Source organism: Neorhizobium galegae bv. orientalis str. HAMBI 540 (assembly GCF_000731315.1).
In the GTDB taxonomy this organism is placed as follows: domain Bacteria; phylum Pseudomonadota; class Alphaproteobacteria; order Rhizobiales; family Rhizobiaceae; genus Neorhizobium; species Neorhizobium galegae.
Genome location: NZ_HG938354.1, coordinates 1,198,132 through 1,222,261, shown reverse-complemented (window position 1 = coordinate 1,222,261; position 24,130 = coordinate 1,198,132). Strand labels below are relative to the sequence as shown.

Below are 24,130 nucleotides of genomic sequence, written 5' to 3'. Positions count from 1 at the left end.
CCCTCCGGCTCCCCCGGGGCGACACCCCATCACAGGCTCCATAGCGCCAAGCTCAGGAGAAATAGCAGATGATACCTCTACGTTCATTCGATCTCGGTCTTTCGGCCGTCTTCGCCCTGCTCGGCATCTATATTGCCTGGCAGGGCACCATGTTCGGCTACCAGGACGGCTCGGTGCCGGCGGCCGGCTTCTTTCCGGTGTGGATCGGAGCCGGGCTTGCACTCTTTTCCGTGCTCAACCTCATTAAGGTCCTCAAGCGGTCGGGCCTGTTCGGCAGCGTCGAAACGATGGAAGTCGTCACGGTAGGGCTGGTCAGTCTCGCCCTTGTCTGTTTCGTCCTGATCTCTGACGTCATTGGCATGCTGATAGCCTCGGTACCGCTGATGATCGCCATCGGCTGCGTCTTCGGTGCGCGCGACGCCCGCTCACTGATTTCGGTGAGCGCGATCTCGATAGCGATGGCGGCCATACTTTATCTCGTCTTCGGCATGGTTCTCGCCATTCCTCTGCTCTGATCCCCGGAAAGAGAATCCATCATGTTTGAATCATGGCACTTGCTCGCCGAGGGATTGGTCGCAGCGTCGCAGCCCTCCGTTCTTGTCGCGATCATGATCGGTGCGGTCATCGGTCTGTTCATCGGCGCGCTGCCCGGATTGGGGCCGACCGCCGGCGTGGCGATCCTCCTGCCGGTCGCCGTCAGCTTCGACGGAACCGCCGCAATCGCCGCACTCGGGGCCGTCTACTACGGCGCGCAATACGGTGGCGCTGTTACCGCAATCCTGCTCGGAATTCCAGGAGACGCTTCGGCGACGATGACCGTCATCGACGGACACAAGCTCGCCCGCAATGGCAAGGCCGGCGCCGCACTCGGCCTCAGCATCGCGGCGTCCTTCATCGGCGGCCTGATAGGCCTCATCCTGCTGACCGCGTTCGCCACGACGATTGCCCAGGCAGCCATCGCCTTCGGTCCGATCGAAATGACTGCGCTGATGATCTTTTCTCTGTCACTGGTCAGCGTGCTCGGCGGCCGCGATCTTAACAAGGCGATGATGTCGCTGTTCGCCGGCCTGTTCATCGGCACGATCGGGCTTGACCCGATGGTCGGTCTGCCGCGGTTCGACTTCGGCGAAGTCCGGCTGTTCGACGGCATCGAATTCTCGATCATTGCAGTCGGCCTGTTCGGTTTGGCGGAAATGTATGCCACCCCGCCATCTATCGGTAAGCCGCAGGAGAGTAACCGTTTCCGTTTCCGCGAACTGCTCCCGGACGTGCGTGGCACGCTGCGCTGCTGGCGTGAACTGGGTTCCGGCTCGCTCATCGGTTTCTTCATCGGCATCCTACCGGGGGCCGGCGCAACGGCTGCAACGATGATTGCCTATACCTTCGCCAAGCGCACATCCAAGCATCCGGAACGCTTCGGCCATGGCGCGATGGAAGGCGTGGCCGCACCTGAAGCTGCCAACAACAGTGCCGCCTATGGCAACATGATCCCGATGTTCGCACTCGGCATTCCTGGATCTGGTACGACGGCGGTCCTGATGGGCGGCCTGCTGATGATCGGACTGCAGCCGGGCCCGATGCTGTTCCAGACGCAATCTGCTTTCGTCTGGACGATTTTCGGCAGCTTCTACATCGGCAACCTGGCGCTGGTGGCGATCACCGTCGTACTGACGCCGGTACTGGCGACCTGCGCATTCGTTCGCCCGAGCTTCCTGTTCCCCGCCGTCATCGCGATTATCGCTTTCGGGATATTCGGCATCAACAACTCGATGTTTGAAGTGGGGCTGGTGATCGGCTTTGGCATCCTCGGCTACCTGATGATGAAGCTGGATTACCCACCTGTGCCGCTGGTACTCGGCATGATCCTCGGCCCGATCCTGGAACGTGGCATCCGTCGCACCCTGGTGGCGTCGGACGGCGACCTTTCGGTCTTTTTCCAAAGCCCGATCGCGCTGGTCATCCTGCTCATCACGGTCGTTCTGCTCGTGGCGCCCCGGTTCCTGCAAAAACGCCTGCCGAGCGAGACGACGATCGAAGCGGACGCAAGCAAGGTCAACTGAGAAGACCACCGACAGCATCCAGTCCGACACCCGATGCGCAGGCGAGAGCCGCCTGCGCGTGACCTGAACTTGGCCTCCTGCAGGCTCGCACTAATCTTGAAGCGCCTGTCGAGCGCAGTTGAAGAGGATTGAAAACAATGGTTTACCATCATCTCTATGCACGGTTCGCGAAAGCCGACGAGGTGAAGGTCGGGGTCATCGGCGCCGGAAACTACGGCACCGCGATCGTAACCCAGGCACCCTATACGCCGCGTCTTAACGTGGTCGCGGTTGCCGATATCTCACTTGCCGCAGCGCGGGGCGCCTACGAAAAAGGCGGCTACGACATGGCGCTCGTTTTCCAAGTCGAGACAGCGGAAGAGGCGCAGGCCCGGATCGTCGAGGGTAAATCGGTCTATACCGACAAGCCTGAAATCATCGGTGCTATTTCGGCCGTGGATATCGTCTGCGAAAGCAGCGGCGTTCCCGAGGCAAGCGTCAGATATGCCGTTCAGGCAATCGAGGCCGGCAAGCACGTCGCTATGGTGACCAAGGATTGCGACGTTGCGGTCGGGCCGATGCTGAAGCGGCTCGCAAGGGATGCGGGCGTCATCTACACGCCGGTTGACGGCGACCAGCACGGTTTGCTGATCCAGTTCTACGAATGGGCGAAGTCGGTGGGGCTCACCGTGCTTTCGGGCGGCAAGGCAACCGACGGCGAGTTCGTTTACGACGAGGCTGCCGGTACCGTGACTATCAGGACCGACAAGAAGGTTCACGCACCTTACGTCGAGACGATCACCATCGCCGAGGAAGACCGCAAATGGCTGGCGATGATCCCGGAAGGGAAGGCCGCAGAATTTGTCGCCCGACGAAAGGAGATTCTTGCCCGCCTGCCGCAACCGGGCGCATACGACCTTTGCGAAATAACGGTCGCGGCAAACTATACGGGTATGGCTCCGGCCGTTGATACGCTCGTGCATGCGGCACTGCGCATTACCGAGATCCCGGTTGCCTATGCGGAGATTGCCAATGGCGGCCTGTTCGAACGCGGTGAAACGATCGACCTCGCAACGTGTTTGCGGCGCCCGGATGAATCCGGCCTTGGCGGTGGCGTGTTTCTCGTCGTCCGTTGCGACAATGCCTATTCCAATCATATTCTTGTCACCAAGGGCCAGATCCCGAATTACGACGAGACCGCAGCCGTCATTTACCGGCCGTATCACCTCTGCGGCGTCGAGACCTCGACTTCGCTGCTGATGGCAGGGTTGCTGGGCATCGACACCGGCTCGGATGATTACCGGCCGCGCTACGATCTCGTCAAAGTCGCGGCGCGGGACATTAAGGCTGGCGAGGTGTTCGGGAACGACCACAGCCCGATGCTGACTGCCCGTATCATTCCGGCGGTACCCGTAAACGCCAGCAACCCCGCCTGCGCACACCTGTTAACGGGCAACCGGGCAACAGTGGATATTTCTGCCGGGACGCTTCTCACCTACGACATGGTAGAGGAGCCACAGGGCTCGGAGCTCTGGGCTATGCGGCGCCTGCAGGACCAGACGTTTCTTTAGAACGTCGATAGAGGTGCACTATGACCTATGATCCCCGCATCTTCCTGTTCCACGCCACTCCGGTGGCGATGGAGTCGGTCTGTGCCTCGATGAAAAACCTCTGGCCCGAAGCTCAGGCCGTCAATATCCTCGACGAAAGCCTGTCCGTCGATCGGGCAGGCGAGGGAACGCAGCTCTCCGAGAGTTTGACGCGACGGTTCCTGTCTCTTGGGCATCAGGCGATCGAAGGGGCGGCCGACGGCATCCTCATAACATGCTCTGCGTTCGGCCCGGCGATCAAACGGCTTTCCGCCGAAGTCCAGGTTCCCGTGCTGATGCCGAACGAGGCTATGTTTCGCGCTGCCATGGCGACTGGAGACGACATCGGGATGGTGGCGACCTTTGCGCCGGCAATCGACACGATGGAAGAGGAATTCCGTGCGTTCGCGGCGCAATCAGGCAGCAAGGCGCGGCTGACGATCGTACATGCACCAAGCGCAATCGAAAGCCTTCGCAAAGGGGATGTCTCCAACCACAATCGCCGGGTCGCCGAAGCGGCCGTGGGTCTTGGAAAGCGCGATGCCATCATGCTCGCCCATTTCTCAACCTCGAGGGCTGCGGAAACGGTGAGGGCGGCTGTACCGATGACTATTCTGACCGCCCCCGACAGCGCGGTGGCCAGAATGAAACAGTTGATTGAAGGTGGAGGGTACTAAATCATGCTGCTAGGCGTTATCGCAGACGATTTCACAGGTGCTAGCGACATTGCAAACACGCTGGCCAAGGGCCTTGCCGGCCAAGGCGGACTGGCTGTGACGCAATATCTTGGCATACCGACATCACCAGCTGCGCCGGACGTCGAAGCGGCGGTAATTTCGCTGAAAACGCGCTCGGCACCTGTCGAGGCCGCCGTGGTACAGTCGTTGGCGGCCCTGGAATGGCTGCAAGCGCAAGGCTGCGTGCAGTTCGTCTTCAAGTATTGCTCTACCTTCGATTCCACACCGGAAGGCAATATCGGACCGGTGAGCGAAGCACTTGCCAATGCCCTCGGAGTGAAAGGTGTCATAGCGTGCCCGGCATTTCCGACTGTCGGTCGAACGGTGCATCAGGGACATCTATTCGTTCACGACCAGTTGCTGAGCGAATCCAGCATGCGGCATCATCCCCTGACACCGATGACGGACTCCGATATTCGTCGCTGGCTGACGCACCAGACACGCGACCTCGTCGGTCTTGTCCCGGTGGCCACGGTCCGCGCCGGCAGTGCCGAGGTCAGGGCAGCGCTCGACGCCGCCGCCGCGGAAGGGAGGACGATGGTCATCTGCGATGCGGCGATAGATCAGGATCTCATCACACTCGGTGCCGCTGCCGCTGGTGTGCCGTTTCTCACGGGTGGCTCGGGCATCGCCATCGGATTGCCGGCAAACTTCATTCGTAGCGGATTAGCCCGCGGGGCCAGGACGTCGTTTGAAGGTGTCGCTGGACCGGAAGCAATACTGGCCGGAAGCTGTTCAGCAGCTACCCGCCATCAGATTGCCACGCATGCAAATGACCATCCGGTCATGGCGCTTGATGTGGATGCGATCATGGCCGGCACGCTCGGCGTACGCGAAATCGTCGAATTTGTAGCAAGTCACCGTGGCCAGGCACCGCTCGTTTATTCCTCCGATGATCCCATGGAAGTCGAGGCATTGCAGAGCCGTTACGGGCGCGAGAGTCTTGCTCTAACCCTCGACGGGTTGTTTGCAGATACGGCGCGGGCACTTGTCGACAGTGGTGTTACTAGGCTGGTCGTGGCCGGGGGAGAAACATCGGGGGCGGTGGCGCAAGCGCTCGATTTGGAGGCCCTGAGCATCGGCCCCGAAATCGATCCCGGTGTGCCCATTTTGGCCGAGCCGACCAGGGCCATTGCTTTGGCGCTTAAATCCGGCAACTTCGGCGCACCGGATTTTTTCCGGAAAGCGCTGCGGCTTTTAGAAGGTGGTGTATCCTTATGACAGAAGATACTCTTCGCTGCGAGATAGTGAAGTTCGGAGCCTTGCTCTACGCGCGCGGCCTTGCCCATGGTAGTGCTGGGAATTTGTCGATCCGTCTCGATGATGGGGCGATCCTGGTCACGCCGACCAATTCTTCGCTCGGCTCTCTCACTCCCGTAAAGATATCGAAAGTGTCGCCTGCCGGAGACCTTCTCGCAGGCAATCCACCGTCCAAGGAGGCTTTCTTCCATCTTGCCGTTTATGAGGAACGGCCATCCGCCAAAGCGATCGTGCACCTGCATTCGACCCATGCCGTTGCGCTGTCCTGCATCTGCCATGACGACAGCGCCAACGTTCTGCCGCCCCTGACGGCCTATCAGATGATGCGGGTCGGGCGCCTTCCATTGGTTCCGTATTACCGGCCTGGTGATCGCAAATTGGCCGAGGCGGTTCGCCGACTTGCGGGCGGGCACAAGGCGATGCTGCTTGCCAATCATGGCCCGATCGTCTCCGGGACATCTCTTCAAGACGCCGTCCATTCCTTTGAGGAGCTTGAGGAAACAGCCAAACTGTTCTTTCTCGTTGGAAATCGCCCTGTCTCGCTTCTGACCTGCGAGGCGATCGTAGAACTGAGTGAGGCCTTTCCGAGCTGAGGCAGATCGTGAGAGGACATCCAGCCCGGCTTGATGATGGCGCTCGAGCGTGGCCGACGCTGCGACGGTGTCATTCTGCAACTGGCGCCGAGGCGTCGTCGTGATGATCTTCGGGCGCTCGTCAAACGCGAAATTAAATATCGGGAGGTCATCGGCATGGTCCGGTGGGTGCAGGTCAAAACACCCCATGGCGTCAGGAAAGCCCTGACATTCTGGGCAAGCACGAAACGCGTGGGGCTGACGATGCCCTTGTCGCAGGAGACCACCGCGACGCTGATCGCCAACGCCTGCGGGGAGGGCGGATCCTGCGCCCAATATAGCAGGCGTCAACGTGCCGGGAAAATCGCGTTTACTGCCAAGCTATGTCCAACCGATCGTCATTTTTGGAGTTTTATTGGCAGGGCCGATCATTATTCTGCTTACAAAATGATCTGGGCCATTCCCTCATCCCGGTGGTCCGTGGGGAGCCAGATGTGAGCCACGAACGACGGTGTTTCGACCATTGTCTTTCGCGCGGTAGAGTGCTTGGTCGGCGTTGCGCAAAAGAGCCTCAGGTTCGGCCGGCCCACCTTCAGCCAGTGAGACGGCTCCAACACTGATAGTCGCGACGTGTTTCGGACTGGCTTCGTGTTCGATCGCCAAGTGGAACACGGCCTGTCGAATCCGCTCAGCGATTGACGCAGTTCCGATTTCATCGGTATCCGGCAGGAGTACGGCAAATTCTTCCCCGCCGTAGCGCGCGACGACGTCACTAGGCCGGCAGACTGTGTTTTTGATTGCCGCGCCAATCCTCTTCAAGCATTCATCGCCGGCCGGGTGACCATAACGATCGTTGAAGGATTTGAACCAGTCGACATCGATCATGAGCAGCCCGAGGCACTTTTTGTCTCGTCGCGCGCGCCCATGCTCGCGTGAAAGTGCGTTATCGAAAGATCGCCGGTTGGCCAAGCCGGTCAGCCCGTCCTGCTCCGCGAGCGCTTGTAAGCGCCGATTGGCGTCCTGCAGTTGATCCTCGATGGCCTTTCGAGCCGAGATGTCCCTAAGGGTTCCAATAATGCCTGAGGGCTGGCCTGTCTGGGGATCCTTGAGCGTCTTGAGTTGCGCCTCCACCCAAATCCAATGTCCGTCACGATGGCGAAAGCGATTGATGATCGAGTGGCGATCCACATGGCCGCTCAGCAGCGATTGGAAAGCCAACGTGACACCCACCGCGTCCTCGGGGTGCACCATGCTGACGGATTTTATCCCGGTCAATTCTTCCGGGGCGTAGCCAAGAATTTCGCGGCAAGCCGGCGATACATATCGGCGCACCAGGTCGAGATCGAGCTGAAACACCATATCCGTCCCGTGGTCCGCCAGCAGGCGGTAGCGGGCCTCGCTTTCTTTGAGGCGCTGCTCGGCTGCCAGGCGCTGTTGGATGTCGCGAACAACGACAAGTCGCTGAGGCAATTGCCCCGGCTCGGCCGCAATTGCCCGCGAAACGCTCTCGACCCAAACGTAACTGCCGTCCTTGTGGCGCATTCGATAGCGGAAAGTCGTCGCTTCATCATCGATGTAGGCCTGCCGATCCGCCAGAAAGCCGATATCGTCGGGATGGATCGCATCCTTGGTCCGGATCTGAAGCATCTCTTCGGGTTCATAGCCCAGAAGCGCTACGCATGCTGGAGAGGAATAGGTCCGTTTTCCATCGCGGCCAACAAGAAGAATCATGTCGGTCGAATTGTCCGCCAGGAGGCGGTAGCGCGCTTCGCTCTCCTGAAGGCGCCGCTCGACAGCAACGCGTTCGTCGATGTCGCGACCGACCGAATGAATAGCCGTTACTCGTCCTTCGGCGTCGGTGAGCGCTCTATTCGTCCAAGCCATCCATCGCGTTTGGCCATTTGGCAGAACCACCTGATTTTCGTTTTCGACGCTTCGATCGACGCCGCATACTTGCTTCAAGTGCTCCGCTACTGCGGCGCGGCCCTCCTCGGGGACGAAGTCGAAAAGGCTCCTGCCCACCATTTCGTGGGGCAGCCGGCCATAGCGCCGCGCATAGGCATGATTGACGAAGCGCAATTCGCCCTCCGGGCTGGCGAGCGACACCAGTTCCGACTGGCTCTCGACCAATTCCCGGTAACGCGCCTCGCTCAAGGTCAACTGCCGCTCGGCGGTTTTGAGCGCGGTCACATCCGTGATGACAGCCAGCGAAACACCGACCCCCGGGGAATTGTCGTCCAGAACGGCGGACAACAGGACGTCGATCACCCGTCCGTCCTTACACACCATCTGGTATTCGACGTCATCAATGCGACCGGTCCGAAAAAAACCGGGCAACACATCCGTGATCGCATATTCCCGCGATTCCGGAGTCAGGAACTCGGATGACCGCCTCCCGATAACCTCGTCGCGGGCATAACCGAGCTTCGATAGCCAGGCGTCGCTCACGGAGATCAATCGTCCCTCCTTGTTGATCGAATGAAGCATTGCGGGCGTGACTCTGGTCCGATGCTCGAGCTCGGCCCACAGTCTCACGCTACGATGAGTTTCGATTTCATTTTGGAGGACGTGGGTCACTCAGAAACCGATCTACTCTGATGGAAGTTGGAACCGGGAATGCGTCAACATTGATCCACCGCACGCTCGTAAGGAACGATCAACTCGCTCGCAGGTTACGATATCCGGTAACCTTACTGGCGGCGACTTATAAAAACATTAACCTGCGCAGAATCCCTATTCCTCGGCAGGGCCCTGTTGGACATCGTAAAGTTAACGGGCCTTCCTCACTTTGTGTGGTGACCCTGTCAATTGAGCGGTAGCATGCGTTCTGCTACCATGCTCCGGGCCAATTCTGCCATAGAGCGCCCATTTGATCGTCTTCAATCAGCTGATCTGATCTCTGCGTGGCCGCAACTTCATCGGAATTCTCCTCGGCCCGTACGGCGTCCAGCATTTCACGGCCTTCGTCAGCTACGTCTCGTTGCAAGATTTCACCGGAAGTGCAGCAAGGTCGGGTATCCGTCGATCATCTCGACCCGCATCTCGAATCCAAATATGCCGAGAAGGGTCGGGAGCGTAAGGATCTCCATTGGCGTCCCGTTGGCGACGACCTGCCCGCCCTTCAAGGCGACGATCCTGTCAGCGTGAGAACCGGCCTGGTTGATGTAGTGCAGCACGATCACCACTGTTTATGACTTCTCGTCAGGCAACGTTCATCACCACCGCCACCGCGCCTGAGATTGTCATTGCCTTGAATGGCAGGAGCGTGGTGATGGCAGGCGAGACCATCATCCGGCTGACGTTTGCCGCAAGCAGTCTCCATCTATGCGACGCCGAGACCGAGCAGCGCCTCAGATGATCGTGCCCGCCCGCTACAGCGTGAAGCTCACCGGCGTTTCGATCGTTTTGTCGCAGATCAGGGAGAGATCAGCTCCAGCGTGAGGCGATCACGTTGCGGGATGTATCGCCCCATGCGCCGATCAAAGGCCGACCCTGAAGCCAGCTCTGGTCTTTGCCTTGATTTCTTCAAGGGACACTCCCTCTGCCATTTCGATCAGTACCATTTCCGGAGCGCCCGTCCTTGCGATCGTGAAAACGCCGAGGTCGGTGATGACGAGATCCACGACGCGCTTGCCCGTCAGCGGAAGATCGCATTCCGGCAAAAGCTTCGACTCGCCCTTGGCCTCGTGCTCCATCAGTACCACGACACGTTTGACGCCGGCGACGAGGTCCATCGCGCCGCCCATGCCCTTGGCCATCTTGCCCGGAATCATCCAGTTCGCGAGGTCACCGTTGCTGGCCACCTGCATGGCGCCGAGGATCGACAGGTCGATGTGACCGCCGCGGATCATCGCGAAACTGTCGGCCGACGAAAAGAAGCTCGTCATCGGCAGTTCGCTGACGGTCTGCTTGCCGGCATTGATGAGGTCGGCGTCGACTTCATTGTCGAACGGGAAAGGGCCGATGCCGAGCATGCCGTTTTCGCTCTGCAGCACGACATTGATCCCGTCGGGAATGTGGTTGGCCACCAGCGTCGGGATGCCGATGCCAAGGTTGACGTAGAAGCCGTCCTGAAGCTCGCGCGCTGCGCGCGCGGCCATCTGGTCGCGTGTCCAAGCCATTACATCGCCTCCGTCTGTACGGATCTCACGGTCCGCTGTTCGATATGTTTCTTCGCATCGGGAACATGGAGAATTTTCGAGACGAAGATGCCCGGCGTATGGATATGGTCAGCGTCGATCTGGCCGACGTCGACGAGAAGTTCGACCTCGGCGACTGTGAACTTGGCCGCGGTCGCCATCATCGGATTGAAGTTCCGGGCCGTCTTGCGATAGACGAGATTGCCTTCGGTGTCGCCCTTCCAGGCATGGACAAGCGATACGTCCGCGGTCAGCGCCATTTCCATGACATATTGGTCGCCGCCGAACTCCCGAATCTCCTTGCCCTCCGAAATGATCGTACCGACGCCCGTCTTTGTGAAGAAGGCCGGAATGCCTGCGCCGCCTGCGCGTATCCGTTCGGCAAGCGTACCCTGCGGATTAAACTCGAGCTCGAGTTCGCCGGACAGAAACTGTTGGGCGAAGAGCTTGTTCTCCCCGACATAGGACGAGATCATTTTCCGAATCTGGCGCGTTTCCAGCAACAAGCCGAGGCCTATTCCATCGACGCCAGCATTGTTCGAGATGACCGTGAGGTCCTTTACGCCGGACAGCTTGACGGCCTCGATCAGCGTTTCCGGTATTCCGCAAAGCCCGAAGCCTCCCGACATGATCACCATGCCGTCCTTCAATACGCCTGCCAGCGCCTCAGTGGCGCTCGATACTGTCTTTCGCATCCCGACCCTCCCACGAAATTACGCTCGTACGAAACTAAGGCTTGAACGGCCTCGGCGACTAGCCGTATTTATACTGCATGTCTGACGCTCCAGCATCAATCCCGGATCCGGATCAGAGCCATCGCTTTCTGCTGGCCGATATGCCGGTGCCGATGGTTTATGCAAGGCATCGCATTATTCGCGATTGTAACGTCGAATTCGCGACGCTTTTTGGGCTTCGCCGCGAAGAGATCCTGGACACCAGTTTTGCGCGGCTCTATCCGAAGATCGCAGACTTTGTCCGCATTGGTCATTTGTGGCGCAGTCATCTGCCTGCCGGGCAGGTCTTTTATGACGAGCGGATCATGACGAGGGGGGATGGCGGACGCTTCTGGTGCAGGGTGAACGGCCGGAGCCACCATTTGGCCGATCCGTTTGCCGAAGCACTCTATTGTTTCCAAGCGATCAACCGGCCGATCAAAAGCTCCGATCCTACCTTTACCGACCGGCAGCACCAGATCATCACCCTGGTTGCCCAGGGAAAGAGTAACGCAATGATCGCTGACGAGCTCGGACTTTCGAAACGGACCATCGAATCTCATCGCGCGCGGCTTATGCAAGCCGTAGGCGTACGCAATTCGGCGGAGCTGGTAGCCTGGTTTACGGCAGGTCATAAACGGCAAGGATGAGTTCATCCAATCTGGCCGAGTCGAGGTCATGTCCTCAGTCAGATTGGGTCGTTCCCGCTCGGCATTGTGATCTCGGTTCACCGAGGGTCTTTCGCTTTTTGGCAGAGGGGAAGATGTGGGCACCTTATGGCGAATCAGGATGCAACCTGCCGCAAAATCCCGCGCTGGAGCGGGCGCGAAATCAACATCTGCTCGCTATAAATGCCGAACCCGCTTTGGGCTACACAGGCCAACGGCCGGGTAGAGTTGCATATCAACCACACGTGCTCGCCTCCAAGCTGTCATAATGGCTTTTTTGTGCTCGGGCCATATTGCCGTGATGCATCGACTTGATACTTGTCAAGGAAACGAGGCTTTTCCAAAGGATACGGGATGCGGAAGCTTGCCCCTTGCGTCTATGTTGCGGTTCTCAGTGCCTGTGCCGCACCGTCGGACGGCCCGGCAGCCGGGAGGTTCTATGACGCGACGGATCCCCAGACTGGGCAGAAGATCCCGGTGGTGCGGCTGGCGAATGCGCCGATGGAGCCGTTCAACGTTGCTCCGCTTGGCTATTCCGCAGCCGATCCAGGCCTCAGTGTCCTGCGCTCCACGGGATTTGCGGATAGCCGGCTGCGCCGCGGCGACGTCATAGAGGTCACCATCCTTGATACCGGCGAGGAAGGCATGTTCTCCTCGACCCAGAGCAAGACGCTGAACCTGGGACGCTTCACCGTGGATTCCGCCGGCACCGTGACCTTGCCCTTTGTCGGAAAACAGCGTGTGCTGGAATCCTCGCCGGAGGCGCTGCAGGCGCGGATCGCATCCGGTCTGAAGGGTTCGGCGGTCAACCCGCAGGCAGTGGTTTCCGTCGTCGACAAGCCAACGACCGGCTTTACGGTCAATGGCGATGTCCGTGCGGCCGGCCGTTTCCCGCTTACCGCGCGCAAGGAGCGCGTCCTCGACGCCGTCGCGCTCGCAGGCGGGGCCTCCTCGGCGCCGACCGCCGCTACGGTGACCGTCATTCGCGGCAAGCAGAAGGCCAGCGCGCCGCTCGAGCGGGTGATCAACGAGGATCGCCAGAACATCTACCTCTTGCCGGAAGACCAGGTCTATATCGGTAAGGATGCGCCGTCGTTTACGGCCTTCGGCGCGTTCAAGAGCGTTGGCGAATTCGAATTCGAGCCAGGCAAGCTCACTCTCATGCAGGCATTCAGCCGTGCGGGTGGGTTGCTCGACGACCGGGCCGACGCCAGCAATTTCTATGTGGTGCGCAACCAGCCGGTCTACAGCCAGGTTGCGGCGGCAAATGCTGCCAAGAACCCCGGCACCGCGGTCATGACGACCAAGCCGGCGATCTACCGCGTCGACATGAAGGATGTCGCCAACCTGTCGCTGATGCAGCGGTTCAAGATGGCGGACGGCGACATTCTCTATGCCAGCAATTCGGGTCTCGTGGACTTCGCAAAGCTCTTCACGATCTATCAAAAGAGCGCGCCGACGGCCGCCGCTCCGCTGCCCGGCAGCAACTGATCCTAACGCGGTATGTCTTTGCCAAGGCCGTCCAGCAGATGCAGGGCGGCTTTCGCGTTTTCAGGTCTCTCCTGCGGTTCCGGCCGCGCGAGTTCCGTGGCGAGTTGACGCAAGCGCTTAACGGTCGCGCCGGTCTCTCGACAATGATCGAGGAGTTTCGACAGGATAAGGCCTGCAGCATGGAGATCCGAACGGCCGTCGAGCGCCTGTCCTGCCAGTTGTTCCGGGGGCGCAAACCGGGGGCGGCCGGCAAAGGCGATGTCGAGATCCCGATGACAGTGCCCCGTTTCGAGCGCGATGCCGAAATCGCCGATCTTCAGCCGCGAGAGGTCGTTGTCCATACTACGGATGTTGGAGAGCGACAGATCGCCATGGACGTAGCCGGCCGCGTGGATCGCCTCTAACCCTCTCAAGATGGCAGCGATCACGTGCATGATATCGCCGACCCCAAGCGATGTCTCCTGGACAATGTCTTCAAGGCTGCGGTCGATCCATTCGAGGACCAGAGCCGGGCGGCCGTCGGCGAACCGCAGAAGCGTCTCCGTCGCAGCCACGTTCGGATGGCGGATCGCGCCTCCGATCCTCGCCTCGTTTAGCAGCAGTTTTCGCGCAACGGGGTCGCCCGCCTGGTCGGGGCGGAGTGTCTTGACCGCGTGCAGGCTCAAGAGGTCGCGATGGCGCGCACGATAGATCCGTGTCGTCGCCCCCTCGTGGACCAGGGCTTCAAGTATGAACGTATTGGCGATGATCGTCGGGTCGTGACCGGCAAGGCGGTGTTCGCCCCGGTCCAGGGCGTCGCGGACCTGATTGATCAGAGAACGGTGCTTTTCCGGGTCGCCGTCCCCGGCCACGGTAAGAGCGTGCCAGAGCGCTGCAAAATTGCGTGCAACCTCCTCAAAATCCGTATCCTCGAGATGATCAGCCACGATCGGCCTTCACGTCAATCACCATGACGGTCAGGTTTTCCCGGCAATTTGCGATCAGGGCTTCCTGCGTCAGTACGGCGGAAACCTCGTCGAGTTCCATCGCTAGCAGGATTTCCGCAATGGCGCGTTCAGACAGGATGCGGGGCAGCGGATTGCTGCAGAGCAGGAGCCGGTCCCCGGGCCGCAGCCGGTCGGAAACCACCTCGGGCACCAGTTGGCCCTTCAGGCCGATCCCGCGGGCAAGCGAGCGCCTCAGGCCGATTTCGGCGTGGTCACGCGTGAGGCAACGCATCATGCCGTCGCGCAGCAGATAAGACCGGGCATCTCCTGCCCACAGAATCGAATAACTTTCATGCAGAGATGCCAGAATGACGATGCTGGCCGAGGGCACGGAGCGGTCTGCCGTCAGATGGCCGGATTGCAGCACTCCGTGGGCCTTGCCCAGTTTTCCCTTGAGTTCCTGAACAAGAGCCTCGATCGTTTCCTGGGGCGCCGCCCGGCTCAGCATGTCGATGGCGATCCTGCTGGCTTCGAGGGCAACGCTGCCATCGCCGACGCCGTCTGCGATCGCGAATATTGACGGCGTTGCCGAGATGAAGATGCTGTCGGCGTTGAGAGACAGGCGGGTTCCGGGGTGGCTGGCATAGCTGTAGAAGAGCTTCAGGCTGCCGGGTGCTTCGGCAGGCGCTGGCTTCGGTTCAGCCACCGCCGGTTGTTGGCGGAGGCCGGAACCGGGTTGTCCGGCCTCCTTGGCGTCGCCTTCGGGAAGGAGCTTCAGGAAATCCAATGGACCGGGAGCGCCACCGACGCGGAACCCCTTCATCCGCCGGTCGTCCGGATCCATCCGCCACCAGAGCGTTCCAGGCGGCGTCGGGCTGCTTTGCTCCACCCCGCCGTCGAATTGACCGGGTCGTGGCGGCCTCAGCCGCTTCAGGTCCGTCGTGAAGGTGTCGATGTTGAAATCGTGGCGGGCTGACGTCTCGGCCAGGCCTTCGGTTGCGATGAACCATGTATCATCGAGACAAAGGCTGCGCGGATCTCCGGAAAACCCCTGAAGCTGGGCTGCAAGGACAAGAGGAAAGCTGCGGCCGACGCGGTCGAGGCTCGGGACGATGACACCGGCAACGGTTGCCGGTCCCCAAAGGTCCCTATCGACGATGAAACGCCAGGACGGCATGGATCTGAAACGGCGTTCCCATTGATTGCCGAACTCTGCCTGGATGGCGTGGAGGCTGGATTGCAACCAGGCATCCAGCGCGGCCTGCAGTTTTCGCCCGAGACCGATCGAAACGAAATCGCCATGGCTCGGCAGTTTGCCGAAGAAACCAAGACGGTCGGTTTCCGACCAAATCTGGCCCAGCGTCGCGCGCTCATTCATGGTGGCCCGATCAGAATTGCGTTGGACAAGAGAAGGCATTCAAAGCCTCCAGGCGGAAGGGGTTGAGGACGGAACCGAACTGTACATCGAACTCTGCCGTCTGGCCGTTCTGCTGGAACTTGGCGCGGAAGAGATCATTCCCTTGCATGGTGATATTGGCGCCATCGAAGAGGCGGAAGGGAGACCAGTCGCCGTTCTCCGTCAACGCCTGTTGCCAGCCTCCCGGCTGGAAGGCGATGCGCGAAGCGTTGCTTGCCTCTTTTGATGGCCAGGCAATCGATTTCGACTGGATCGGGCCGTGGAAATAGACGACGCGTTCTCCCTCGATCTCCAGCATCACTGCATTTGCCCCGTCCGAGAGCGACACCGGCTTGATGTTGATGGCAACCGATGGGCTTTCTCCGTCCGCGGCGAAGAAAGCCCGGTTGATCTTGTCGGCATTCTCGAACTGAGCGATTGCCTCGCTCGGTATGCTGGTTGAGCCGAAGGTGCCTTTCCAGCCCCAGGGCGAGGAACTGGTGTCGACGAACGGGGCCAGCCTGTCGTTAAAAAACGTCTTGAACAGGCCCTTGGGACCGAACAGGCGGACGAAGTCGCTCATCGCCACGTCGCGCGGGGATTCCCGGTCGAAGGGATAACGGCCCTTGATCACGTTGGCGCAGAAATTTGCCCCTTCGGCAGTCCACGCGTCGCTGATGCGTATACGGGCGGACTTGACCGCCAGCGAACCGATATCGGCAGCCACACCCGCCATCCAGGTGTCTATGGGGGCCGGCAAACTGCGCGCCTGCTGCAGCAGATCCTGATTGGCGTTCGTCAACTGACTGTCAACATCGAAGACCTTGGCTACTTCGGCGGTAGAGGTCGTCGCACGCGAGAGCTGATCGTGCACCTTCTGGAGAACCGGTTTTAGTCGGGCGATCTGCGATTTTGGCGCTTCCTGGCTCTGTCCCGCCTGCAGTTGGTTGGATTGCGGCGGCTCGAGAGCAGCGCGAAGGGAAGCGAACAGGTCCGGCGCATTTGCTGCGCTGGCGAGCGCGGTGGTCGAGTCAGGCAGGCTGTCGCCGGCCGCGGACGCGACCTCTGTGCCAGGCCGGCGAAGATCCGTGGCGGCGGCGATGGATTTGGCCAAGCTCTCGACCGGGTTTGGCTCGCTCGAGAGGATGCGGGTGGTCTCGGCCGCGTCCGCGATCGTCTGCGATGGCTTGATCCGCAGATCCGCCAACAGCGCAGACCAGCGTTGTTGAAAATTGTCGAAATAAAGCTGCAGCGCGGTCTGAGCGACGGCATCGACGGTCAAATCGGCCGGGTTGGCTTCGCCGCGAACCCAATGCTCCTCGAGCGCTGCTCGCGACGCGTCGGTGATCTTCGGCAGAACGGCCTGGCGATATCCCGTGCTGGAGAAGAGACCCGGCAGGCCTTCCCTTAACGGAAGCTTGGTCATCCGTTCGAAAGCCTGTTCGCCAAGCGGACCGAGCGCACTTGCAGGGGTCCAGTCGGCAAGTGCGCGAGACTGGCGATAGTTTGCGAGAATATCGTAGGCCCGGTTCGGGATGCCTTGCGAGCGGATCGTCTCGCGGGCCTTGGCGATCAGGGTGTTGTCGAGTTCGATCGGCGGCAGCCCGCCATGGGCCATGGCGCTGGCGTGCGCGATCAGCGCCTGCCGCGCCGCCGACCTGCCTTCGCCGGGATAAAGCGTCGTGAAGATCTCTTCCGCTTCCTGGGCGACGAAATCCGCATCCATCGGGCCCAGCCCGCCAAGCATCCCGTAGAGTTTCAAGGCATCGAAGGTGGTCGCGACTTCCTTGCTTACGATCATTTCCTTCTGCAGCTGGACGAGTATTCGGGGCAGAAGCAGCGCGTTCAATGCCCGCTGATAGGCGTCGCGCTGGCGGCCCGCCACCTTGCTTTCCTGGTCGAGGCCGAAACTGACCGGCCAAGCGCGCGTCCTGGAAAAATCGCTGGTGACAGCGGCGAGATTGTCGAGCGCCGGTAGCACACGGAGGAAATCCGAGTCCGTCACGTCGCGCACCGGCACGCCGCGCGCCAATTGTTCGTAGGCATCGATGCGCCGCTCAGCGCTGGCAAGTGCTGCGGCATTCTGGAAATAGGTCGCCGTCCAACTGGCCAGCACGACTGCCAGCACCACGACCGCGGCTGCATAGGCGCCGCGGCGGAAGAAGACATGCCGGCGGGAGAGCCGTTTGTCACGGGCGACCAGTGACGCTTCGTCGAAGATGACATCCTTGAAGAGCCGCGACAGAAAATAGCTGCGCCGCGCACGCGTTGTCGTGGCCAGGCTCGTCTCCTCGGCTTGGGTGCCGGAGGCGAAATAAATGCCGCGCAACAGCGGCGGTTCGACCAGTTTCGAGCCGGAGCAGAGCTCCGTCATCACTTCGTGCAGGCGCTCCTTCAGGGAGGCGAGTTCGGCGGGGAAACGGAAGATGCGGCCGCGCAGTTCCAGACTGGGTTCCTGCTGAAGGCGTTCGATCAGCATCGCTCCCACACGCTCCTGCAACAGGGCGAATTCTTCGAGGAAACGGTCTGGCAGGTTACGTGCCCCATAGCTCTCCTCGAGACCGAACGTCGTACCCCAGACCTGCTCCCGGTCGCTCTTGTTGAAGCCGTCGAAGAATTCCGCGAAGCCGGTCAGGAGGTCGGCCTTGGTGAGGACCAGATAGACTGGAATACGGGCCTGGAGAAACTCGTCGAGTTCCGACAACCGCTGGCGGATCGCCCTGATCTCCTCGCGCTGCGCTTCCGCGTCCCGAGTTATGAGGTCGCCGATCGAAAGCGTCAGCAGCGCTCCGTTGATCGGCTGAGATCGACGATATTTGCGCAAGAGCCCGAGGAAACCCTCCCATCCGGCTTTGGCTGTGCCGTTCAAGTCGTCCTGGGTGGTATAACGGCCGGCGGTATCGATCAGGATCGCCTCGTCGGTGAACCACCAATTGCAATTGCGCGTACCGCCGATTCCCTGCACCGAATTGCTGCCCAACGCATCGCCGAGCGGGAATTTCAGCCCCGAATTGGTGAGCGCCGTAGTCTTGCCGGAGCCGGGCGCGCCGAAGATCACATACCAGGGCAGTTCGTAGATATATCCGAAGCGCTTGCGGGTGATGCGGCGCAAGAGCTGCAGCGCTTCCTTGAGGCGACTGTGGATTTCACCCACTTCGGCCTGCCGGCTTGCCGCAGCTTCGGCCTCCGCATCCCGCTCTATGCCCTCGACGAGGCGCTTGTCGCGGCGGCGATCGCGGATGATCGTGAAGGCGAGATAGCAGAGCCAGGCGGCAACGACGATGCCGATCAACAGCAGCCGTGCGTTGGTGCTCGCCAGCGGTTTGAAATTGCCGTAGGCCGCGAGATAACCATAGAACCAGATGACGACGCAGATCGCCGCCACCCAGATGATCGAGATGAATCTCCGGCCGAGCAGCCCTGCATAGGCCTCCACATAGGAGCGCAGCGTATAAAAGAAGCTCAACGGGTTCATCGCGCAGCTCCTCTCGGCTCTGGAGTGCCCGGGCCAGCCGGCTTTTCGGCTTCGACGGGCGGCACCTTGAGGCCCGCGTCGCTCAGCCTTTCGGTCGGATCGGTGAGCACCAGGATTTCCGTGCGGCGGTTCATCTGGCGGCCTTCCTGCGTGGCGTTGTCGGCGATCGGATCGCTGTCGGCGCGGCCTTCCGTCAGGATCGCGCCCAGCCCGGCATAGGATGCGAGAATGTCGCCGACCGCCTTGGCGCGTGCCTCCGAAAGATGCCAGTTCGAGGGGAACTGAATGGTGCGGATCGGTACATTGTCGGTATAACCGACGACCACGGCGCGGAACTTTTCTGCCGCAAGCGCGCCACCTATCCTCTGGATAAGATCGTGGAATTTGTCGCTGACTTCGGCACTGCCGGTATCGAAGAGGCCGGAATTGTTGATGCGCACCAGAAGGCGGCCATTCGAATCCGACAGCGTCACGAGCTTCTTCTCGACCTCCGGCTGAAGGAAGGCGAGCAGATTGTCGAGGCGGCTCGGCGGCGGCTCCTGCTTCGGTGGCGGCTGCACCGGCGGTTCGGGCCTGGCTTCGGCGACCGGCTGCCGCGGCTCGGGCGGCCGTTCCGGTGCCTTGATCAGCACACTCGGCGTATCGCGCGGCGGCAGGCTGGCAAGCCGCTGGAACGTTCCGTCAGAAGCGCTGTTCAGCGACAGCGTGAAGAACAGATAGCCCAGTGCAAAGGCAAGCGCGAGTGCGCAGAGCAGCGTCCAGAGCGCCACTGCCGTGCGGAGCGGCTTATGGCGGGCGGAGACTCCCCTCCAGTGGGGCGAAAGTTCCCGCTCGAAGACGCCATACTGGCCGAGCAGGGTCTTGTACAGGCTGTCGCGGATGCGGCCGAGTTCGAGATTGCCGCGCGGCGAAACCCGGGTGCGGCCTTCAAAGGCGAGCGACAGGCAGAGATAGATGAGAAGCAGCAGATCCTTGTTGGCGCCCGGGCTCTGGTGGAAATGGTCAAGCAGGTCGAAGACCCGGTCGCCGCCGGTGACATCCATATGAAATGTGGAAACCAGGCCGGACCGCGCCCAACCGGCGCGCACGCCCCATGGCTTGCTCAAAACGACGTCGTCGACGGTAGCGCAGACGACATAATGGGCGGCGCGGGCGCGGTCAGGACTGATGCGGGCGCTCGCCAGATCGCGTTCATATCGGCCGATGGCGTCGACCGCGACCTTGCGGAGCTGGTCCATGTCCGGCTGCTCCTCGGCATGCCGAAGCGCATGGGCGAGGTTGAGCAACGGCGCCGCTGAACGCACCACAGTGGGCACGTCCTCCCCGCCGAAGCGGAAATCCCGGACCAGCGCCTCGATTGGCCAACCGCCTTTCCGGGGCATCTGGCTTCCTGGCTTCTCCGGGGAATTTTCCGGAAGTTCAAGGACGTCATCGAGCATTTCGGCCATCCTGCGGGCCGACTGCTTTCGTCTGACGCCGTCCTCGGTGAGTTCGACGATGGTCGGCACTTCCTGCCAGGCGGAGGCGGGTTCGTTCTTCATTCTCTAAGGGCCCACAGTTCCATTTCGAGGCCCGGGAATTCGCCTGCGAGATGCATGGCGATGGCGCCCGAGGTGTCGAGTTGCTTCCAGAGCGGATTCTTGGTGTCGAGTTCGAAGTAGATCGTGCCGGAGCGATAAGGCAGCTGGCGCGGCAATACCGGCAGGGGCCTGACAGGAATGCCGGGCAGCGCGACATTGACGAGCTCGGCGATGCGCTCCACCGGGCCGACCTTGATCTGGGCCGGCAATTTGCGGCGGACGTCTTCCGCCGACATTTCCGCCCGGACCGCCAGCACAAAACCGGCATCCTTGAGAAGCGAGCGATCGTTGATCACGCCGACCCTCACGCCATGGCGACGCTCGGCAAGTTCGATCGAAACTGCCGCCTGCTCAAGGACCGCGGAAAGCGACGCACGCAGATCGTCGAACACCGCCGCGAAGGTCGCCTTCAGGTCGTCGTGCCGGTAGGGCGGGAAATCCGTCGCCCGTTTCCGGTCGGTCGTGAAGGTGGCGAGTTCGCCCGCAAGCTGGATGCAGGTCTCGTAGAATTCGATCGGGTGGATGCGGGTGGCGTTCGCGGCAATGTGCTTCAGCATCGGATCGGCGCGGTTGAGGATCTGCAGCAGGAAATAGTCGCCGACCTCGGCGGTGCCGCGAATGGTTGGATCGCCGATCCTTTCGGCAATCGCCTCGGCGCGGTGACGGACGATGCCGAGCAATTCGGTCATCAGTTCCGTCAGGCGGGCTTCGGCAGCACAGTTGAGGCTGGGCGCAATGAATTCCGGATCGAGGATGACAGCCCTGTCGGAGCGCACCTCGATGACGCGGGCAAGGCCGACCAGTTCATAACCCGCCAGTTCGTCGCCGGTCTTCAGATAACGCATCCTGAGACGGCCGACGTCGATCGGTGCCATGAAATCGGTCTCTACATTGGCATCGGGCGCTTCGTAATGCGAGGCGATCAGTCGGACGCTGTTCAGCTTTGCGCCGCCGTTCATCGCCATCTCGGCCTTGCCCGGCTGTCGCGCGGGGAGGGCGAGATAGACGACAGCGTTCTTGGTGTTTTCGTCGAGATCGAGCGGCGGTGGCAGGTCCGCGTCGATCGGCGCCTCGAAGGGCGTGCCGTCCGGCATCATGCCGCGCAGGTTAGAAAGGGCGAACTGGCCGATCGCCAGCGCACTGCGGTCGATGCCGATCTCAGACACCCCCCAGGGGTAGGGAGACAGCCCGCGTGTCGTGGTGCGGACCAGCCGTTCCGTCCAGCGATCCGCCTGCTGGAAGTGCTGTACGCGAAGGAACATGCCCTCGCTCCAGGCCACCCGGTTCTCATTTCTCATATCTGCCGTCTCCTGCCTGTCGCGTCCGCGCGGCGCGGCTCACGCCGTGATTGACCGCGCGCATCATCGCGTCGCGGAAAATGTCGCGGATCGATTGCGCCCTGCCGTTCTTTTCAAATTGCGCCTTGTAGGCCTGCCAATAGTCCCGATTGCGCGCCCAGCGCAGACCGCGAGGACCGGCATCGATCCGCGCTTCGAGAATACGCGGCTCCATCTGGCTTGCCGCCTCTCGTACGAGATTTTCGAGAGCGGCATTGAGCTTCATCTGCCGGTCGAGAAGGGATGCGGCGCGAATGACGAGCGCTTCCTCTGAGCTCCGGCCGAAAATCTCGGGCTCCGCATCGGGCAGCGGCGGCTCCATCTCGAAAACGGCAAACGCGTTTTCGAGGGCCTCTTCAAGCCGGCTGAGCAATGGCTCCAGCCTCTCCGCAAGCTCGCCCGCCCGGCCAATCGACAGGGGTGGGAAATCATCGAGCAACGGCTCCGCAGGAGGGGCGTTGTCGTTAACGGTTTCCAATGTCTCCACGGAACGGATACGCAGAGCCGGTGCGGACACATGGGTGGCGGATCCGTGTTCCAGATGGCTGCCATAGTCGGATCCTTCGCCCGCATTCCAATCGTCCGGAAGGAACTTGGTGGCGGACCGGATTTCGGGCGGGCCGTTCCAGCCGATCTCGACATTGCGGGAGGGGCTGGAGCCTTCCTTTCCGGTTGCGACGGGTATCGACCAATCCTCTGCGACGCGTTCGCCGAGAATGCCTCCCGCAGCACGGCCGCCGGGTGCGATATCTGCGAGGATAGCGGAGATGGTCAAATGTTCGTCGCTGAGCAGGAGGCCGGCCTCGGGGTCCTCCAGGTCTTCGTCCCGTTCGCCGGCGATACGGACCTCGAAAGCCAGGTTCCCGACTTCCAGCCTCGACTGGTCGGCGAGCCGAACCGTCTCTCCCTCGTGGACAACGAGGCCGTCGACCTTCGTTCCATTGGCGCTCTTGTCTCGCAGCAGGAAGCCTTGCCGGTCCCGTTCGATCGTGCAGTGGAATTTCGAGATCGAACGTTGTTCCTCCGGCAGCTGCCAGTCGCAATCCGGCGCCCGTCCAAGGGTGCGTCGGCCGCGCTCGAAGAACCATTTTTTCGCAGCGGTCGGCGGCATGCCGTCATTGCCAATCGGCTTCAGTTCAAGCCGCATGCCCACCTCCTTGCGATCGTGCCGGGAGACGCTCCATGATCACCGCATCGCCGCTATCCTTCGTCGCGGGTGCAATGCGGGCCCAACTGTTCCAGCCGAGGCGTGGCGGATCGCCGGCGTCCCGGCCGCTTCGGCCGAGTTGGCAAAAGGGGATGTCTTCCTTCCCGAGGATGACCTGAATATCGAAATCGAGGGCCGAGCCGACATAAAGCCGGATCAGCGCGAAGAGTTCGGTTATGTTGCGTCCGCCAGGCGCCAGCGACAGGTAATCGGCGTAACCGAGCGGGCCGATCACGACGCGAAAACCGCCGCTGAAATCGCGGATCGCAGCGCCGGCGGTGGCATTGACACCGAGCTGTACGCCTTGCGGCCGGCCCATACGGCTGCGCTCGCCTTCCGGAATCGCAAGCCAGCGGCCGCGGAAGAGTTCGATCTGGACCGGTAGGCCGCTGAATTCCTCCAGCATGGCTTGCAGGTTGGCGGCATTGCGATTGCGCGCAGCAAAAAATCCGGAGAAGCGCAGGATCAGGTCCTCGTCGACGCCGCTTCGTTCCATCAGCCTTCTGGTGCCGAAGCCCGTCAGCGCGCGGAGCGTGGTGATGAAGGCGTTGCTCCCGAGAATGCCGCCCCAGCGCAGCCGGCGCGCTATTCGGTATTTCTCGCAAGCGTCGGCAAACAGTTCCGTCATGCGGGCACTGAAGAGATCAAAGAAACTTGCCAGTGCCTTCGACTTGTGGCGCTCTTCGCGCAGGATGATCTCATTGTAGGCGGACGGCATGGAGCCGAGCGGACCGATCAGTCCGGCAAGAGCGCTTCTGACGGATGTTCGCCCGCCCTTGCGCCGGAACCCGCTGATGGCAAGCGGCGCCGGAGAGACGCCCATATGGGATGCGACCTCCAGCTCGACCTCCGTATACTCGGCTGCCGCCTGCGCCACGCGAAATGCCGTCACCGGTTCGAAGCGGCCAGGGTCGCGTTCGAGCAGGTCGGCAAGGGCTGTGGCTGGAGCGCCGGATACGGCGTCAGACTCGCGGGTCGTGAGGTCCATGGTCCCTTCGCAA

General features: G+C 61.3%; 21 protein-coding genes. 10 read left to right on the top strand and 11 right to left on the bottom strand.

The genetic code is table 11. The features are described 5' to 3' along the window. Window positions 1-68: 68 nt before the first annotated feature. From RG540_RS28360 to RG540_RS28330, 7 genes are all read left to right on the top strand, one after another. Entirely contained in the window at window positions 69-515 is a 447-nt protein-coding gene (locus RG540_RS28360) for a tripartite tricarboxylate transporter TctB family protein (RefSeq protein WP_041365486.1), read from the top strand. A gap of 21 nt (window positions 516-536) precedes the next feature. Then, entirely contained in the window at window positions 537-2,060 is a 1,524-nt protein-coding gene (locus RG540_RS28355) for a tripartite tricarboxylate transporter permease (protein ID WP_041365484.1), read from the top strand. A gap of 137 nt (window positions 2,061-2,197) precedes the next feature. Then, window positions 2,198-3,610, top strand: coding sequence for an NAD(P)H-dependent oxidoreductase (locus RG540_RS28350; RefSeq protein WP_041365482.1), 1,413 nt, complete (start codon window positions 2,198-2,200; stop codon window positions 3,608-3,610). Window positions 3,611-3,630: 20 nt separating this feature from the next. Beyond that, window positions 3,631-4,305: an aspartate/glutamate racemase family protein gene (locus RG540_RS28345; protein WP_041365480.1), complete on the top strand. Its 675-nt coding sequence runs from the start codon at window positions 3,631-3,633 to the stop codon at window positions 4,303-4,305. A gap of 3 nt (window positions 4,306-4,308) precedes the next feature. Beyond that, a complete protein-coding gene (otnK, locus tag RG540_RS28340; protein ID WP_041365478.1) occupies window positions 4,309-5,586 on the top strand; it encodes a 3-oxo-tetronate kinase in 1,278 nt (425 codons plus the stop codon). Beyond that, window positions 5,583-6,218 (top strand): 3-oxo-tetronate 4-phosphate decarboxylase, encoded by a 636-nt coding sequence (gene otnC / locus RG540_RS28335; protein ID WP_041365476.1) that lies wholly within the window; start codon window positions 5,583-5,585, stop codon window positions 6,216-6,218. Before otnK ends, otnC begins: the two co-directional genes overlap by 4 nt. Before the next feature lie 33 nt (window positions 6,219-6,251). Continuing rightward, window positions 6,252-6,695: a gamma-glutamylcyclotransferase gene (locus RG540_RS28330; protein WP_046601167.1), complete on the top strand. Its 444-nt coding sequence runs from the start codon at window positions 6,252-6,254 to the stop codon at window positions 6,693-6,695. On the opposite strand, the gene RG540_RS28325 is transcribed toward RG540_RS28330, so the two are convergent. Further along, window positions 6,663-8,684: a sensor domain-containing diguanylate cyclase gene (locus RG540_RS28325; RefSeq protein ID WP_051909871.1), complete on the bottom strand. Its 2,022-nt coding sequence runs from the start codon at window positions 8,682-8,684 to the stop codon at window positions 6,663-6,665. The two genes, RG540_RS28330 and RG540_RS28325, sit on opposite strands and share 33 nt — an antisense overlap. A gap of 503 nt (window positions 8,685-9,187) precedes the next feature. Continuing rightward, window positions 9,188-9,382, bottom strand: a complete 195-nt coding sequence (locus RG540_RS28320) for an ATP-binding cassette domain-containing protein (protein ID WP_041365474.1) — start codon at window positions 9,380-9,382, stop codon at window positions 9,188-9,190. Window positions 9,383-9,387: 5 nt separating this feature from the next. Here RG540_RS28320 and RG540_RS32630 point away from each other — a divergent pair, with 5 nt between their 5' ends. After that, the gene (locus tag RG540_RS32630) at window positions 9,388-9,555 is read left to right on the top strand and encodes a hypothetical protein (protein ID WP_155414762.1); all 168 of its coding nucleotides are present in this window, start codon (window positions 9,388-9,390) and stop codon (window positions 9,553-9,555) included. A 121-nt stretch (window positions 9,556-9,676) separates the two neighbouring features. Here the strand turns inward: RG540_RS32630 and RG540_RS28315 are convergent, their stop codons facing one another. Both RG540_RS28315 and RG540_RS28310 read right to left on the bottom strand, forming a co-directional pair. Continuing rightward, the gene (locus RG540_RS28315) at window positions 9,677-10,318 is read right to left on the bottom strand and encodes a 3-oxoacid CoA-transferase subunit B (RefSeq protein WP_041365472.1); all 642 of its coding nucleotides are present in this window, start codon (window positions 10,316-10,318) and stop codon (window positions 9,677-9,679) included. Further along, window positions 10,318-11,031 carry a CoA transferase subunit A gene (locus tag RG540_RS28310; protein ID WP_041365470.1) on the bottom strand — a complete coding sequence of 238 codons (714 nt, stop codon included), beginning with the start codon at window positions 11,029-11,031 and terminating at the stop codon, window positions 10,318-10,320. Before RG540_RS28310 ends, RG540_RS28315 begins: the two co-directional genes overlap by 1 nt. A gap of 77 nt (window positions 11,032-11,108) precedes the next feature. Here RG540_RS28310 and RG540_RS28305 point away from each other — a divergent pair, with 77 nt between their 5' ends. After that, window positions 11,109-11,699, top strand: coding sequence for a helix-turn-helix transcriptional regulator (locus RG540_RS28305; protein WP_244446723.1), 591 nt, complete (start codon window positions 11,109-11,111; stop codon window positions 11,697-11,699). A gap of 372 nt (window positions 11,700-12,071) precedes the next feature. Next, a complete protein-coding gene (locus tag RG540_RS28300; RefSeq protein WP_041365468.1) occupies window positions 12,072-13,208 on the top strand; it encodes a polysaccharide biosynthesis/export family protein in 1,137 nt (378 codons plus the stop codon). Window positions 13,209-13,210: 2 nt separating this feature from the next. Here RG540_RS28300 and RG540_RS28295 read toward each other — a convergent pair whose 3' ends face one another. The 7 genes from RG540_RS28295 to tssG are packed head-to-tail and all read right to left on the bottom strand — an operon-like array spanning window position 13,211 to window position 24,117. Further along, entirely contained in the window at window positions 13,211-14,134 is a 924-nt protein-coding gene (locus RG540_RS28295) for a serine/threonine-protein kinase (RefSeq protein ID WP_041365467.1), read from the bottom strand. Further along, window positions 14,127-15,551, bottom strand: a complete 1,425-nt coding sequence (tagF, locus tag RG540_RS28290) for a type VI secretion system-associated protein TagF (protein ID WP_244446722.1) — start codon at window positions 15,549-15,551, stop codon at window positions 14,127-14,129. Before tagF ends, RG540_RS28295 begins: the two co-directional genes overlap by 8 nt. Continuing rightward, window positions 15,523-19,005: a type VI secretion system membrane subunit TssM gene (gene tssM / locus RG540_RS28285; protein WP_041365465.1), complete on the bottom strand. Its 3,483-nt coding sequence runs from the start codon at window positions 19,003-19,005 to the stop codon at window positions 15,523-15,525. The genes tagF and tssM overlap by 29 nt, the downstream gene beginning before the upstream one ends. Continuing rightward, complete coding sequence (gene tssL / locus RG540_RS28280; RefSeq protein ID WP_041365463.1) at window positions 19,002-20,546, bottom strand: type VI secretion system protein TssL, long form; 1,545 nt, start codon at window positions 20,544-20,546, stop codon at window positions 19,002-19,004. The genes tssM and tssL overlap by 4 nt, the downstream gene beginning before the upstream one ends. Beyond that, window positions 20,543-21,883 carry a type VI secretion system baseplate subunit TssK gene (tssK, locus tag RG540_RS28275; protein WP_041365461.1) on the bottom strand — a complete coding sequence of 447 codons (1,341 nt, stop codon included), beginning with the start codon at window positions 21,881-21,883 and terminating at the stop codon, window positions 20,543-20,545. The genes tssL and tssK overlap by 4 nt, the downstream gene beginning before the upstream one ends. Beyond that, window positions 21,873-23,069 (bottom strand): type VI secretion system-associated FHA domain protein, encoded by a 1,197-nt coding sequence (locus tag RG540_RS32625; protein WP_065814454.1) that lies wholly within the window; start codon window positions 23,067-23,069, stop codon window positions 21,873-21,875. The genes tssK and RG540_RS32625 overlap by 11 nt, the downstream gene beginning before the upstream one ends. Beyond that, window positions 23,059-24,117 carry a type VI secretion system baseplate subunit TssG gene (gene tssG, locus RG540_RS28265; RefSeq protein ID WP_041365459.1) on the bottom strand — a complete coding sequence of 353 codons (1,059 nt, stop codon included), beginning with the start codon at window positions 24,115-24,117 and terminating at the stop codon, window positions 23,059-23,061. Before tssG ends, RG540_RS32625 begins: the two co-directional genes overlap by 11 nt. Window positions 24,118-24,130 lie beyond the last annotated feature (13 nt).